Consider the following 15,554-nt stretch of genomic DNA (forward strand, 5'->3'; position numbering starts at 1 on the left):
TGCCCTTGAAACCCGCCAGATGTTCAACCACATACACAACCGCCTATGTAAAGGAAGTTAACATATGTCCTTGAGAAATCCGGCCGCCCTGGAGTTTCTGCAATTGCGCCGGTCACGCCCCGCAAAAACGCTGGTTGAACCTGCGCCCACACGAGAGCAACTGTTGCCCTTGCTGACGGCCGCTACACGCAGCCCCGATCACGGCAAGCTGGAACCCTGGCGCTTTATCGTGCTGGAAAAAGGCGCAATGCCGCGTTTGGCACAACTGACCGAAGAGTGCGGCGCTGCACTGGGTAAAGCTGCCGAGGATATCGCCAAAGCGCGCAGCCAGTTCGACATGGGCCATTTGGCCGTCGCCGTAATCGAAGTGCAGAAGCCGTCTCCAAAAATTCCTGCAATTGAGCAGACCTATTCCGCTGGCGCGGTGTGTCTCGCCCTGCTGAACGCAGCGCTTGCTGCGGGTTGGGGGGCAAACTGGCTCTCTGGCTGGCAAACGCATGACCCGTCCTTCTGCCAAAAAGCCTTTGGGTTGCAGGAAAATGAACGCGTCGCAGGCCTGATCCACATTGCGACCGAGGGCACCGCTCCGCCTGAACGGCCACGCCCCGACTTGGCAGCATTGACCACATGGGTTTCGGAATGACCATATTCAACGCTTTTTTCGCAGCGCTAGGACAGATCGGTGACCCAAAGTTTCGGGCTGTCCTGTTGCGCGGCGTTGGTATTACGATCATTTTGCTGATCATCGCCTGCGCGGCTGCGATTTGGTTGATCAACCGGCTGTCGGGGAACGAGATATCGCTGCCCTTTGTCGGTGCCGTGCCGTGGTTGAACGACGTGCTAAACTACTCTGGCATCTTTGTCGTCCTGATCCTTCCCGTGTTCCTGATGGTTCCTGTAGCCTCGGCGATTACGTCGATGTTCCTTGAAGAGGTCGCACAAGCGGTTGAGGACAAGCATTACCCGACCTTACCAAAAGTGCCGGGTATTCCGCTCAACGAAAGTGCGCGCGACGGGCTGAGCTTTATGGGAGTTCTGATTGTTGCCAACCTGCTGGCCCTGATCCTGTATGTGATCTTTACGCCGCTTGCCCCTTTCATTTTTTGGGGCATGAACGGTTTCCTGTTGGGACGAGAGTATTTCACACTGGCCGCCATGCGCCGGGTGGGTCGGGAAGGCGCGCGTAAACTGCGCGCCAAACACGCAACGACCATATGGCTTGCGGGCACTTTGATGGCGATCCCGCTGTCCGTGCCACTGGTCAATCTTGTGATCCCGATCCTAGGGGTGGCCACTTTCACCCACATCTACCACAAGCTATCGGGACCGGCCGCTTAAAGATCAGCCGCGCGGCTCTAACTGGTTCAACCAATCAAAGTCGCGCACCGATATCACGCCGGACAAGATGATCCCAGCGATGATGGCCCAGAGCACTACCGAAATACCTGTGGTGATCCACATTTTCTTCTTCATGTGATGCTCTTCCGGTGCGCCCGCATGGGTGCCCGGAACAATGTCGCCCAGATCACCTTGTGTCTTGATGCGGATCGGCAGCACCACCAGCAGGGTCATGAACCAGATCACGGCGAACAGAACCGCAGCAGCAGTAATCGTCATGTCATCCCCTCCGGGGTTTGGTTACACCTGCTCCAGTTCGACCAGGCAGCCGTTAAAGTCCTTAGGGTGCAGGAACAGCACCGGCTTGCCATGCGCCCCGATCTTCGGCTCGCCCGACCCAAGTACGCGCGCTCCGGTTTCCTTCAGGTGATCGCGGGCGGCGATGATGTCCTCAACCTCATAACAGACATGGTGAATGCCGCCAGCAGGGTTCTTTTCCAGAAACCCGTTGATCGGGCTGTCGTCGCCCAGCGGATAAAGAAGTTCAATCTTGGTGTTGGGCAGTTCGATGAACACCACGGTCACGCCATGATCCGGCTCATCCTGCGGGGCACCGACCTTGGCGCCCAGCGCGTTGCGGTACTGCTCGGACGCGGCCTCAAGATCAGGAACGGCAATGGCTACGTGGTTCAGGCGACCAATCATGGAACTCTCCTCTGTTCTGCGTTGCAGCGGTTATGGGGGGTGATTGGGCAAAGGACAAGTGCGCCAAATTGCCGTTAACGCTGTGTTAGCCAGAAGTTCCTAGCGTGAGGCATCTGCTGATTAGGAGTTCTGCCATGGACGATTCGAGCCCCTTCGCCTCTCCCGCGCAGCCGACGGCCACGCGGCCTCTGCTGGGACAGACCATTCTGGTTGTTGAAGACAGCCGTTATGCCTGCGATGCCATCCGGCTAATGTGCCTGCACAGCGGTGCGCGCATCAGGCGGGCGGATTGCCTGCAATCGGCCCGGCGGCACCTGCAGATTTACCGCCCCTCTGTCATCATCGTTGACATGGGGCTGCCTGATGGGTCCGGCGCGGATCTGATTGCCGACCTGTCCGAGGCTACGCCACGAATTGGGGCCATACTTGGCATGTCCGGTGATGACCACACGAAACGTTCCGCTATGCGGGCTGGTGCAGACGGATTCCTAGAAAAACCCCTCAAGTCGCTGGCTTATTTCCAGACGTCCATTCTTGAACGTCTGCCCGAGGATCGCCGCCCCAGCAGCCTGCACGCCGTCCGGGATGAGGTTATTCACCCTGACCCGATGGCCTATCAGGATGACATGGCCCATATCGCCGACGTGCTGGCTGGCCCGAATGATCAGCGGACGCTGGATTACGCGGCACAGTTCCTACGCGGGGTTGCTCGGGATGCCGAGGATACGGTTCTGGCGGAAGCTGCCCAGCGGCTTGCCGAGTCCCAGGCAGATGGCACTCCTGTTACTGCCGTGGCCGCTCAGGTCGCCGGGATAGTACAGACCCGTTTGGAACAGCGTGAGGCGATTTGAGATGATGACCGCTTACTTCATAACTGCAACGATCCTGTGCCTTTGGGTCTACTGGCAAACCCGCTCCACCGCCCGCAATATTCGCACCAGCCGGAAGTCTTTCAAGGATCCTTGGGGGTAAGTTTTTGGCGAAGGTGTTGTGCACGCTTGCGGGCGGACGATGAGTGTCCGCCCGTTTCAAAACACGCGACTCCGCGGAAGCCGATAGAAACCCGCTGAATGATACACAGCGGGTTTTGTAAATCTCAGTCCTGAGGGATGATACGCAGGCCCAGTTCCATCAACTGATCCGATGTCGGATCGGACGGAGCGTCCATCATCAGATCCTCGGCGCGCTGGTTCATCGGGAACATCATGACCTCGCGGATGTTGGCCTCATCGGCCAGCAGCATCACGATGCGGTCGATTCCGGCTGCACACCCACCGTGTGGGGGGGCACCGTAATGGAATGCGTTGAACAGAGCGCCAAAGCGGCTTTTCACTTCGTCTTCGCCGTATCCAGCCAGTTCAAAGGCTTTCAACATAATCTCAGGCTTGTGGTTTCGGATCGCACCCGACACCAGTTCATAGCCGTTGCAGGCCAGGTCGTACTGATAGCCGCGCACGTCCAGTGGGTTGCCTTGAAGCGCTTCCATCCCACCTTGCGGCATCGAGAACGGATTGTGTTCAAAGTCGATCGCACCAGTTTCTTCGTCCTGCTCGTAGATCGGGAAGTCCACGATCCACGCAAAGGCGAAACGATCTTTTTCGGTGAGGCCAAGTTCTTCGCCGATCACATCACGTGCTTTGCCAGCGACCTTTTCAAAGGCTTTCGGCTTACCGCCCAGGAAGAACGCAGCATCGCCTACGCCCAGACTCAGCTGCTGGCGGATCGCCTCGGTGCGTTCAGGGCCGATGTTCTTGGCCAGCGGTCCTGCGGCCTCCATCCCTTCGCCTTGATCGCGCCAGAAGATGTAGCCCATGCCGGGCAGACCCTCTTTCTGGGCAAAAGCGTTCATACGGTCACAGAACTTACGGCTACCGCCGGTCGGTGCTGGGATGGCGCGGATTTCGGTGCCTTCCTGCTCCAACAGCTTCGCGAAAATCGCGAAGCCACTGTCGCGGAAGTGGTCAGAGACCACTTGCATTTTAATAGGGTTCCGCAAGTCAGGCTTGTCGGAACCGTACCACAGCGCCGCATCCTTGTAGGAAATCTGCGGCCACTCCTGATCGACCTTACGCCCTCCGCCGAACTCTTCGAACACACCGGTCAGAACCGGTTGGATCGTGTCGAACACGTCCTGCTGTTCGACGAACGACATCTCAAGGTCGAGCTGGTAGAAATCGGTAGGCGAGCGGTCAGCGCGCGGGTCTTCGTCACGGAAGCAAGGCGCGATCTGAAAATATTTGTCGAAGCCCGACACCATGATCAGCTGTTTGAATTGCTGTGGCGCCTGCGGCAACGCGTAGAACTTGCCCGGATGTAAACGCGAGGGCACCAGGAAGTCACGAGCGCCTTCGGGCGAGGATGCGGTGATGATCGGTGTCTGATACTCGCGGAAGCCCTGATCCCACATGCGCTTGCGCATGGATGAAACAACGTCCGAACGAAGCGTCATGTTTTGCTGCATCGCTTCACGGCGCAGGTCCAGATAACGGTAGCGCAGGCGCGTTTCCTCGGGATACTCCTGATCGCCGAACACCATCAGCGGCAATTCGTCGGCGGCACCCAGCACTTCCAGTTCACGCACGTAAACTTCGATCTCGCCAGTGGGCAGTTTCGGGTTCACCAACTCGGGGTCGCGCGCTTTTACGGTACCGTCGATGCGGATACACCATTCGGACCGGACCTTTTCCAGCTCTGCAAATGCAGCACTGTCGCCGTCGCACAAAACTTGTGTCACGCCGAAATGGTCGCGCAGATCGATGAACAGCACGCCACCGTGATCTCGAACACGATGCACCCAGCCGGACAGGCGGACGGTTTCGCCAACATTGGCGGCGGTCAGTGCGGCGCAGGTGTGGCTGCGGTAGGCGTGCATGGATATATCCCTTCGGGCGCAGAATTCGTCGCGCCGATACACCCTGTCAGGCTTGGAAAGTCAAGGCAGGTCGCGCCGTCAAAACGGCCTTTGGACGTTGCCGGAATAGAAATAGATGCCCAGACCCGCCGCAAAGATGATGTTCCCCGCAATTGCATGCAACAGGACCGCATAGAAAAACGACCCTCGCGCGCGGTAGGCCCAGGTGAACAGCAACCCTCCACCAAAGGTCATGATGGCTACAATCCAGCTCCAGTACATCAGGTGGGCCAGCGAAAACAGGGTCGCGTTTAAAAGGTATGCTGCCCGCCCGTTCGGCAGGATCGCGCGATACCGCCGGAAGTACAGGGAACGGAACAATAGTTCTTGTGGCAAGGCCGAGGCAATCGGGTACGCCAGCCAGATCACAGCCAGAAACTCAGGCCGATTGAGAAGCATGCGAAATGCAACATCCGGTCGCATCACCATGACGACCGCCGAGCAAAACGCCGTCATTGCAACAGTGAACAAAGCAAGCTCGCGCCAAGTCCAGTTGCGCCAGTTGTACCGCAGTTCAGCCCAGGCAAAACCAGGCGTGCAATGGAGCAGGATGATGCCAATGGCGGTAAACGTGAACAGCGAAGGAAACATCCAATTCGGAGGGAATAAGACGGCGATCAGAACCGGCACTGCGACAAAGAAAAGGCCAAACTCCATCCGCAACCGCAAGTGCTGCGTCTCGCCCTGCGCCCAATCGCTCTGCTTACTCACTATATCACCAACTCCGCCCGGATCAGGCCACGTAAGGAATTCCCCACAAAGACTTTTTCCGCGTTTTGCAGATCGGTCAAGGCCAAGACGCTTTCGGTAACTTGTTTATTATCAATCAGTTCTTCTCGCAAAATCCCCGGAAGCAACCCAGAGGTCAGCTTTGGGGTCAGACAACGTCCGTCCGGCATATTCAGGAACAGGTTGGTAATCGTCCCTTCGCACAGTTCGTCACGTTCGTTCAGAAACAGCAACTCGTCTACTCCATCGGGCAGCGATGAGCGGGCCGCGTCGTAGACAGAGCGTTGGGTCGTTTTGTGCTGCAGCCAAACATCCGTCGCTGACAGCCGTGTGTCAGCGATCGCGATCCGCCAAATGGGAGCGTTGTCGGCCAAAGATCCGGTTGTCACGTCATACGTTCCATCAACCGTCAGCGTAAGTCGACACCGAAGTGGCGATTGCCCAGCAACAGAGTCCAGCGCCTGAATAGCTGCGCCCCTGTCGAAAGGAATATCCAAGGCCGCAGCCGACCGGGCCATGCGGGATAGATGCCGGTTAAGACGAACGAACCCTTGCCCGGGCCGAAATGCAAGAGTTTCGATCAGGCGGAAGTCAGGATCAGCTGGTGGGCAAAGCGAGCTTTCCATAGCGCTTCCTCATATTCCGATGGGGCGGTGCTGTCCCAGACCACTCCACCGCCGACATTAAGAGTAGCATTGCCATCCTCGACCATCAGCGTCCGGATCGCCACATTGAATTCAGACCGCCCGTCCGGCGCGGCCCAACCGATCGCGCCGCAGTATATATCGCGGGGCCACGGTTCCAGATCGGCCAATATCTCCATGGCTCGGATCTTTGGAGCCCCGGTGATTGAACCGCAGGGAAACAGAGCCGTCAGGATATTGGACAGGTCCGCCCCCAGATGCAGTTGCGCCTGCACCAGCGAGATCATCTGATGCACGGTGGCGTATGTTTCAACTTTGAACAGCTCGGGCACCTTAACGGATCCCGGCATCGCGACGCGGCTGATATCGTTTCGCAACAGGTCGACGATCATCAGGTTCTCGGCCCGGTTCTTTTCGTCGGTCGACAGGAAAGCGCGGCGCCGTGCGTCTTCGCTCAAATCCTCGCTGCGGGGCTGCGTGCCCTTCATGGGGCGGGTCTCAATCCCACGATCAGCATTTGTGCGGAAGAACAGCTCGGGCGAGCGGCTGAGTAAATCAGGCAAACCATCCTGCTGGATCAGCGCGCCGTGACCCACAGGCTGTCCGGCAGCCAGCGCAGCATACAGCGTGGCGCTGTCGCCATCCACCTTGATATCAATCGGGAACGTCAGATTGGCCTGGTAGATATCGCCTGCCCCGATGGCGTCATGCACCTGTTGAAACGCCTGCGTATATCGCACCTCGTCCCAACGCGGTTCAAAATGGGTGACCCCCCCGGACGCAGCAGGCAGCTCTTGCTGAGACGGCTGATCGAAAACGCCAAAGCACATCAATGGCAGTCGGCGGTCGGTTGGCATCCGGTCAGAAAGCCGAGGTTCGAGCACATACCCCAGTTCATAGCTGGCGTATCCGGCCAGCCAAGCCCCCTCCGCGCGCGCCTCATCCAGCGCCGCCATTGCCTGGGGCACGTCCTCCGCATTGTCCGCGCGGATCACGTCGGTTGGCCGGTCAAAACTGGTTCCTGGCCCGGCTGGCCCCTGATCAAATCGAATACGCAATTGCATCCTCATTTCCTGTGCTGCGCGATATAGAGGATACGGCGGGGAGGGAAAGAGGTTAAAGCGGCAAATTCGTCCCTGTTTCCGATACCTCTTGAACCTTTTCGCGCGGTCCCTATAACGCAGGACAATTTGGGCGCTTGGGGGTGCCCTGACTCGCGGACAATCGAAGGAACGTGGCCATGCCGAGAAGAACCGACATCCAGTCGATCATGATCATCGGGGCGGGCCCCATTGTTATCGGTCAGGCTTGCGAGTTCGACTACTCCGGCGCTCAGGCCTGCAAGGCGCTGCGGGAAGAAGGATACCGGGTCATCCTGGTGAACTCAAACCCTGCGACGATCATGACCGACCCCGAGTTGGCTGACGCGACATATATCGAACCGATCACCCCTGAGGTCGTCGCCAAGATCATCGAAAAAGAACGCCCCGATGCCCTGCTGCCCACAATGGGAGGTCAGACCGGCCTGAACACCTCGCTGGCACTGGAAGAGATGGGTGTGCTGGAAAAGTTCGGTGTCGAGATGATTGGCGCCAAGCGCGACGCCATCGAAATGGCCGAAGACCGCGCCCTGTTCCGCGAGGCAATGGACCGGTTGGGCATCGAGAACCCGAAGGCCGAGATCGTGACCGCCCCCAAGGATGAGGACGGCAAGAAAGACCTGGACGCAGGCGTTGCGCTAGCGTTGGAGACGCTTGAAACAGTAGGCCTGCCCGCCATCATTCGCCCAGCCTTTACGCTGGGCGGTACAGGCGGCGGCGTGGCCTATAACCGCGAGGATTATATCCACATTTGCCGCTCGGGCATGGATGCTTCGCCCGTAGGCCAGATCTTGATCGACGAAAGCCTGCTGGGCTGGAAAGAGTATGAGATGGAGGTGGTGCGCGACACTGCCGACAACGCCATCATTGTTTGTTCGATCGAGAACGTTGACCCGATGGGCGTGCACACAGGTGACTCGATCACCGTGGCCCCGGCCCTGACGCTGACCGATAAAGAATACCAGATCATGCGCAATCATTCGATTGCCGTTCTGCGCGAGATCGGTGTCGAAACGGGTGGATCAAACGTGCAATGGGCGATCAACCCGGTCGATGGCCGTATGGTCGTGATCGAGATGAACCCGCGTGTCTCGCGGTCTTCGGCGCTGGCGTCCAAAGCGACCGGTTTCCCGATTGCCAAGATCGCCGCGAAGCTGGCCGTGGGTTACACGCTGGACGAGCTGGACAATGACATCACCAAGGTCACACCTGCCTCGTTCGAGCCAACCATCGACTATGTCGTCACCAAGATCCCGAAATTCGCTTTCGAGAAGTTCCCCGGTTCCGAGCCTTACCTGACCACCGCGATGAAATCGGTGGGTGAGGCCATGTCCATCGGCCGTACGATCCACGAATCGATGCAGAAGGCTCTGGCCTCGATGGAATCGGGCCTGACCGGGTTTGATGAGATCGAAATCCCCGGCCTGAATGTGGGCGTCTGGGAGGAAGCCGACGACAAAGCCACCGTGATCAAGGCGATCAGCCAGCAGACGCCGGATCGTCTGCGCACCATCGCGCAAGCTATGCGGCATGGCCTGACCGATGACGAAATCTTTGGCGTCACCAAGTTCGACCCGTGGTTTCTGGCCCGTATCCGAGAGATCATCGAGGCCGAGCGCCAGGTGCGCAAAGACGGTCTGCCAGTGACCGAAGATGGCATCCGCAAGCTCAAAATGCTGGGCTTCACTGACGCACGTTTGGGCAATCTGACCGGGCGTGACGAAGACAATGTCCGTCGTGCCCGACGGAACCTTGGGGTCAACGCCGTATTCAAACGCATCGACACCTGCGCTGCCGAGTTCGAAGCGCAAACGCCTTATATGTATTCGACCTATGAAGCCCCGATGATGGGCGAGGTTGAATGCGAGGCACGCCCGTCTGACCGTAAAAAGGTCGTCATCCTTGGCGGTGGCCCGAACCGGATCGGTCAGGGGATCGAGTTCGACTATTGCTGCTGTCATGCCTGCTTCGCTCTGACCGAGGCTGGTTACGAAACCATCATGATCAACTGCAACCCCGAGACCGTGTCGACCGACTATGACACCTCGGACCGTCTGTATTTCGAACCGCTGACCTTTGAGCACGTCATGGAAATCCTGACGAAGGAACAGGAAAACGGCACCCTGCACGGTGTGATTGTTCAGTACGGTGGTCAGACTCCGCTGAAACTGGCCAACGCGCTGGAAGCCGAAGGCATTCCGATCCTGGGCACCACCCCGGACGCAATCGACCTGGCTGAAGACCGTGAACGGTTCCAGGCGCTGGTCAATGAACTGGGTCTGAAACAGCCCAAGAACGGCATCGCCTCGACCGACGAACAGGCGCTTGAAATCGCTGAAGATATCGGCTTCCCGCTGGTGATCCGCCCTTCTTACGTTCTGGGTGGTCGCGCTATGGAAATCGTGCGCGATATGGATCAGCTGAAACGCTACATCAACGAGGCGGTGGTCGTCTCGGGCGACAGTCCTGTGCTGCTGGATAGCTATCTGGCCGGCGCGGTTGAGCTGGACGTTGATGCGCTGTGTGACGGTACCGACGTACACGTCGCTGGTATCATGCAGCATATTGAAGAAGCTGGCGTCCACTCAGGCGACTCTGCCTGTTCTTTGCCGCCCTACTCTCTGTCGAAAGAGATCATCGAGCAGATCAAGGATCAGGCATTCAAGCTGGCCAAGGCGCTGAACGTTGTTGGCCTGATGAACGTGCAGTTCGCAATCAAGGACGATGAGATCTTCCTGATCGAGGTTAACCCCCGCGCCTCGCGGACCGTGCCGTTCGTTGCCAAGGCAACAGACAGCGCGATTGCATCGATCGCAGCCCGTGTGATGGCAGGCGAAAAGCTGGCGGATTTCCCAAAACGACCGCCTTACAAGACAGTGGACGACACCAAGATTGCCGACCAGATGACGCTGGCCGATCCGGACATGCCGTGGTTCTCGGTCAAAGAAGCCGTGCTGCCCTTTGCCCGTTTCCCCGGCGTCGACACGATCCTCGGACCCGAGATGCGTTCGACCGGTGAGGTCATGGGCTGGGACCGCGACTTCCCACGCGCCTTCCTCAAGGCGCAGATGGGGGCCGGTATGGTTCTGCCGTCTTCGGGCCGGGCCTTCATATCGATCAAAGATGCCGACAAAGGTGCAGCCATGCTCGAGGCCGCTCAGGTTCTAACCGAGCAGGGCTTCTCGCTTGTCGCAACACGTGGAACGCAAAGCTGGCTTGAGGAACAGGGCGTTGCCTGTGAGGTGGTCAACAAGGTCTATGAAGGCCGTCCGGACGTGGTCGACATGTTGAAAGACGGCCAGGTGCAGCTGCTGATGAACACCACCGAAGGGGCGCAGGCGGTCGAGGACAGCAAAGCTATCCGGTCCATCGCGCTGTACGACAAAATCCCGTACTACACGACTGCTGCCGCAAGCCACGCCGCCGCGCTGGCAATCAAGGCGCAGGCCGAAGGTGACGTCGAGGTCAAATCGCTTCAGGGCTGATAATCAAAATCGATGACAGCGCCGGCCTCAAATTGGCGCTGTCGGCTTCGCATCAACTTCCAGTATCGATCGGTGCTACCACATCTGGCTTGTTTGCATCGGCCAAACACCCGTCGAGCAGTTTTAGGTACTTGTTCAGAAGAGCAAAATCTAATGCTTTTCCTTGCAGAGTCCTGCCCGCGAGATTTTCCGCGTCATCACGAAGTTTCGACGGATCAATGGCGTCGGTTAAACTGGTTTTCAACGCGTTGAAATCCGCAACATCCCGCGCCAGCGCAGATCGCACCTGAATTTGTATGTCCTTTATTGCACCATAAGTCGCGGCCCGTGCATACGCTTTGGTATTGGGAGAGGTATCCGACAAGATATAGCGCCCGGAATTGGCAACAGTCGCGACGCAGTTCATCCGCCTGGCCGACAGGTAGATGCCCTGTATCACGGTTTTGGACAGAGTCCGTGTGGCGACCGCTGTGGACCCGGCCCCTGCGATTGCGATATTGGCCAATGCCCTGTCACTTGCACTGCCCACAGCGCCCGAAACGAACGCTCCAGCAGCGAGGAAGGTAATCACCGCAGCCACATCCTGACCTTGCTGCGATCGCCGCGCAGCCTCAACATATTCTTCTGATAGCAACGCGCTGTAATTCGATTGCGACTTGAGGGTCAGTTCCGGTGTCAGTGGCTGGTTGAACTTTTGCCGAGCAAGCCGTTCGCCATCGTCAACGTGTTTGTCCGCACAGGCAGCCACAAAGAAAGGAATTATCAAACAAGCTTTGACGCCGCGGAGTTTCAAAACGGTAATCTCCTTTAAGTAGATTTGACCAAAGAATGTACTCCATTCTCGGGCTTCTTTGGGAGGAATCAACAAAATCCAGTGCGACAAGGAAAAATTGTTAGGATCCGTGGCAAGGCCGATCCTTGCGCAAGTTGGAGGAAACATCATGCGCGCGTTGACCTTATGTCCTCAGGCGCGCATCTTTTCTGTGATCGAGCAGAAGGAAAAAGACAAATGCGCAGATTTTTGGTTTTCGCCGCACTTATGACACTTGCAGCATGTGATGTACCGCTGGTCCCGTTGATCTGACACAGCTCTCATTGATTTCACGCATGCCCTAATTTTCGCAGCTGAAACGACGCCGTACTAAGCCTCGGAACAAAAAACTGTGCGCCTTTACACAACTTACGGAACCAACGACCTGGCGCGGGCCATTAGGTTTTACGACGCGATCTTTTCTGTGTTGGAACAGCCGCGTCTGCCGGGGTGGACCGAAGATCGTGCGGGATGGGGCACCGAGCCAAACGCCGGGACAGGGTTTTGGATTTGCGCACCTTTTGATGGCAACCTCGCCAACGTGGGCAACGGTACGATGATCGCTTTTCCTGTGCAAAACGCCAGCAAGGTCAGGCAGTTTCACTCCGTGGGGTTGAAACATGGTGGTACCGATGCAGGTCCTCCAGGCATAAGGGATTATTACACGCCCGACTTTTATGTCGCTTATCTGCGTGACCCAGACGGGAACAAACTGTCCTGTTTTGACTATCAATATGACCCGGCAAAGGATCCGGGCGACTGAAACCGCCGCCCGGTTCGTATTAGGCGACGGCTGCTTTCTCCTCACGCCTTTCATCCCGCGCAAAGAAGATCATGTAGAAGACCGGTGCTGCGACCATCGTCAGGATCGTCGCAAATGCCAGGCCACCCATAATGGTCACCGCCATGGACTTGAAAAACGCATCCGTCAGCAACGGTGCCATGCCCAGAATGGTGGTGATCGCGGCCAGCATCACGGGGCGCAGACGGGAGACCGAGGCTTCGATGATCGACTCGCGCAACCCCTTACCGGTTTCGCGGACCAGGTCGATTTCCTCGACCAGGACGATACCGTTCTTGATCAACATCCCTGACAGGCTGAGCAAGCCCAGCAACGCGGTGAAGGTGAACGGCAGGCCAGTACCTAGCAAGCCGATCACAACGCCGTTGACCGACATCGGCACCAACAGCCAGATGATGATCGGCTGACGGACGGCGTTGAAGATCAACACGGATATCAGAACCATGATCAGCAGGCTTACTGGCAACTGACGGCCGAGGCTTTCATTTGCTTCCCCGGCGTTTTCGAACTCACCGCCCCACTCCATGCGATAGCCCGCAGGCAGTTCCATCTCTTCGATGGCCGAGCGCACCTCGGAATGCACCTGGGCCGCCGTCATTCCCGGCGGGATTTCGGCACCGACTGTAATAGTCAGCACCCGATCCCGACGGTGAACCAGCGTGTTGAGCGATTGGTATTCGAACCCGTCGACCATTTGCTCGATCGGGACGAACTTGTTCGACTGATCCGAATACACGACCTGATCGACGATCGAGTACTCTCCGTCCGCCGGGCGGCGGATTATGATCGGAATCAGGCGGTCGCGCTCACGGAACACACCTGCGTTGAAACCATCGGTCGAGAATTGCAGTGTTCCGGCGATATCTTCGCGGGTTACGCCGGCTGTCTGCGCCCGTTCCGTCGCATAGATGGGCTGCACCGCCAGTTCTTTCTCGCGCCAGTCATGGTGAACATGCAGAGCATTCTCGGACGCAGCGCGCATCCGTAGAATCGCCTCATCCGCAAGCTGCCGTAGAACGGCCGGATCACTACCCGAGAACCGCGCCTGGATCGGATCGCCGCCGCCGGGGCCAAAGATCAGACGTTTGGTGCGGAACTCACCTTCGGGGAATTGCGCAGAACCAAACGCCTCCAGATCCGCCTGCAATGCGGGGATGTCATCCAGAGTTTCGGTGCGGATGATCATGTGGCCATAGCTGGGGTTTGGTTTCTCTGCCGAGTAGGTCAGCAAGAACCGGGTTGCGCCCTGCCCCACAAATGTGGTGACGGCCACAACATCGTCCCGGGTGCCCAACCATTCTTCGAACACGGCCATGTCCTCGGCTGTCCGCGCGATGGGCGTGCCTTGCGGCAGTTTGTAATGCACGAAGAACAAAGGCGTGTTCGAATCCGGGAAGAACTGTTGTTTGACCAAACCGAACCCGGCGAAACAGGCGAAGGTGACGCCGACCAGACCGGCAACCACCATCCAGCGGAACCGAAGTGCCCAGCGCAAAATCGCGCCGTATACACGGAACATGAGCCCACCATATGCGTCCACGGCCCCTTCTTTGCCCTGTTTGAAGAAATAGTGGCCCAGCATCGGCGTCACTGTCAGAGCCAGCACCCAGCTCAGCAACAGTGAAATACCGATCACCGCAAACAATGAGAACAGGAACTCGCCCGTCGCATCGGGGCTAAGTCCGATTCCCGCGAAGGCCATGATCCCGATGACGGTCGCACCCAACAGAGGGATTTGCGTCTTGGATGCCGCCTCATCCGCGGCATCACGCGAGTTCTTTCCGCGCAGCATGGCGATCTGCATGCCCTCGGCGACAACGATTGCGTTATCCACCAGCATACCCATCGCGATGATCAGCGCACCCAGCGAAATCCGTTCCATCTCGATCGAGAACATCGACATGAACAGCAGCGTTCCCACCACGGTCAACAAGAGGGTTGAGCCGACCACAATTGCCGCGCGCCAGCCCATGAATAACGCCAGCACCACAACCACGATGGTCACCGACATGGCGAGGTTCACCAGAAAGTCGTTCGAGGCCTGCTCGACCACCACGTGCTGTTGGTAGATCGGCAGGATTTCAACGCCAAACGGGATTTGCGAATCCAGTTCGGCAAACTTCTCGTCCGCACGTTTGCCGACCTCGACAATGTTCTCGGAGGACAGTCCGGCAATTCCCAAGGTGAAAGCTTCGGTGCCATTGAACCGGATCATCACGTCAGGATCCGTCTGACGACCGCGATACACGTCAGACATATCGAAAAGATTGATCACCTGCCCTTGTGAACCAACTGAAAGTCCCGCGATCGCCGAAACACTGTCCGACCCTTCGGCGGTCAGGATGGTTGTGCGGTCATTCTCTGATCGGACCGAGCCTGAGGCGTTCACGGAATCCGCATTGGCAATGGCCTCGTTGATGGCCTGCAGCGGCACGTTCTGGTTCACGGAAATGGCCAGATCGGGTTCAACAAAGATCGCCTCTTGCGGCAGGCCCATTACCTCGACATCCGCCACGCCATCAACAGTCAGCAACTCGCGCCGCAGGAAGGTCGATAGCTCGTGCTTTTCAGCGTCTGAAAACCCTTCGGCAGTCACAGCATAGAACAACCCGAACACATCGCCGAAACGGTCGTTGACCAGCGGCTGTTGCACTCCAGAAGGCAGGCCACGGGCCGTATCACGCACCTTGGCGCGCAACTTGGTCCAGATTTCAGGCAGTTCGGTTCCGTCATATGTCGATTGGATCTCAACCTCGATCAGCGACAGGCCAGGCTGGTTGACGGATGTAATCGTTTTTACTTCGCCCATTTGCTGGATGGCAGACTCGAGCGGCTCGGATACCTCCAGCGCCACTTGTTCGGCAGTTGCGCCGGGGTACTGGGTGGCAATCACTGCGTTTTTGATCGTGAAAGCCGGGTCTTCGAGGCGCCCCAGCGACAGGAAGCCCCAGATTCCACCAAAGAGGGCAATCAGGATAATCAGCCACGTGTAAATCGGGCGATCAATGGATGCGCGCGCTATGTTCATT

At 57.8% G+C, this 15,554-nt stretch carries 13 protein-coding genes; 5 read left to right on the plus strand and 8 right to left on the minus strand.

The window, feature by feature from the left end:
* The first annotated feature begins 64 nt into the window (after positions 1 to 64).
* A complete protein-coding gene (locus GOW16_RS01890) occupies positions 65 to 643 on the plus strand; it encodes a nitroreductase family protein (RefSeq protein ID WP_170409696.1) in 579 nt (192 codons plus the stop codon).
* A complete protein-coding gene (locus GOW16_RS01895) occupies positions 640 to 1,338 on the plus strand; it encodes an EI24 domain-containing protein (RefSeq protein ID WP_170409698.1) in 699 nt (232 codons plus the stop codon). Before GOW16_RS01890 ends, GOW16_RS01895 begins: the two co-directional genes overlap by 4 nt.
* 3 nt (positions 1,339 to 1,341) lie before the next feature.
* On the opposite strand, the gene GOW16_RS01900 is transcribed toward GOW16_RS01895, so the two are convergent.
* Positions 1,342 to 1,617: a DUF1467 family protein gene (locus GOW16_RS01900; protein ID WP_170409700.1), complete on the minus strand. Its 276-nt coding sequence runs from the start codon at positions 1,615 to 1,617 to the stop codon at positions 1,342 to 1,344.
* Between the two features lie 21 nt (positions 1,618 to 1,638).
* Positions 1,639 to 2,043 (minus strand): methylmalonyl-CoA epimerase, encoded by a 405-nt coding sequence (mce, locus tag GOW16_RS01905; protein ID WP_109313240.1) that lies wholly within the window; start codon positions 2,041 to 2,043, stop codon positions 1,639 to 1,641.
* A 134-nt stretch (positions 2,044 to 2,177) separates the two neighbouring features.
* Here mce and GOW16_RS01910 point away from each other — a divergent pair, with 134 nt between their 5' ends.
* Positions 2,178 to 2,894: a response regulator gene (locus GOW16_RS01910; RefSeq protein ID WP_170409701.1), complete on the plus strand. Its 717-nt coding sequence runs from the start codon at positions 2,178 to 2,180 to the stop codon at positions 2,892 to 2,894.
* Between the two features lie 245 nt (positions 2,895 to 3,139).
* Here GOW16_RS01910 and aspS read toward each other — a convergent pair whose 3' ends face one another.
* The 4 genes from aspS to GOW16_RS01930 form a co-directional block, all read right to left on the minus strand.
* Positions 3,140 to 4,915 carry an aspartate--tRNA ligase gene (gene aspS / locus GOW16_RS01915; protein ID WP_170409704.1) on the minus strand — a complete coding sequence of 592 codons (1,776 nt, stop codon included), beginning with the start codon at positions 4,913 to 4,915 and terminating at the stop codon, positions 3,140 to 3,142.
* Between the two features lie 78 nt (positions 4,916 to 4,993).
* Positions 4,994 to 5,665: a CPBP family intramembrane glutamic endopeptidase gene (locus tag GOW16_RS01920; RefSeq protein WP_170409706.1), complete on the minus strand. Its 672-nt coding sequence runs from the start codon at positions 5,663 to 5,665 to the stop codon at positions 4,994 to 4,996.
* A complete protein-coding gene (locus GOW16_RS01925; RefSeq protein WP_170409708.1) occupies positions 5,665 to 6,309 on the minus strand; it encodes an aminotransferase class IV family protein in 645 nt (214 codons plus the stop codon). The genes GOW16_RS01920 and GOW16_RS01925 overlap by 1 nt, the downstream gene beginning before the upstream one ends.
* Positions 6,264 to 7,391 carry an aminodeoxychorismate synthase component I gene (locus GOW16_RS01930; protein WP_170409710.1) on the minus strand — a complete coding sequence of 376 codons (1,128 nt, stop codon included), beginning with the start codon at positions 7,389 to 7,391 and terminating at the stop codon, positions 6,264 to 6,266. The genes GOW16_RS01925 and GOW16_RS01930 overlap by 46 nt, the downstream gene beginning before the upstream one ends.
* 176 nt (positions 7,392 to 7,567) lie before the next feature.
* Here GOW16_RS01930 and carB point away from each other — a divergent pair, with 176 nt between their 5' ends.
* Positions 7,568 to 10,912, plus strand: coding sequence for a carbamoyl-phosphate synthase large subunit (gene carB, locus GOW16_RS01935; RefSeq protein ID WP_170409712.1), 3,345 nt, complete (start codon positions 7,568 to 7,570; stop codon positions 10,910 to 10,912).
* A gap of 52 nt (positions 10,913 to 10,964) precedes the next feature.
* On the opposite strand, the gene GOW16_RS01940 is transcribed toward carB, so the two are convergent.
* Positions 10,965 to 11,705: a hypothetical protein gene (locus tag GOW16_RS01940; RefSeq protein WP_170409713.1), complete on the minus strand. Its 741-nt coding sequence runs from the start codon at positions 11,703 to 11,705 to the stop codon at positions 10,965 to 10,967.
* A gap of 370 nt (positions 11,706 to 12,075) precedes the next feature.
* On the opposite strand from GOW16_RS01940, the gene GOW16_RS01945 reads away from it, so the two are divergent.
* On the plus strand, positions 12,076 to 12,486 hold the full coding sequence (locus GOW16_RS01945) for a VOC family protein (protein ID WP_170409715.1): 411 nt from the start codon (positions 12,076 to 12,078) through the stop codon (positions 12,484 to 12,486).
* A gap of 19 nt (positions 12,487 to 12,505) precedes the next feature.
* On the opposite strand, the gene GOW16_RS01950 is transcribed toward GOW16_RS01945, so the two are convergent.
* Positions 12,506 to 15,553, minus strand: a complete 3,048-nt coding sequence (locus tag GOW16_RS01950; RefSeq protein WP_170409717.1) for an efflux RND transporter permease subunit — start codon at positions 15,551 to 15,553, stop codon at positions 12,506 to 12,508.
* Position 15,554: the final 1 nt, after the last annotated feature.

Origin of the sequence: Ruegeria atlantica, from assembly GCF_013033965.1 — a bacterium.
Classification (GTDB): domain Bacteria; phylum Pseudomonadota; class Alphaproteobacteria; order Rhodobacterales; family Rhodobacteraceae; genus Ruegeria; species Ruegeria atlantica_D.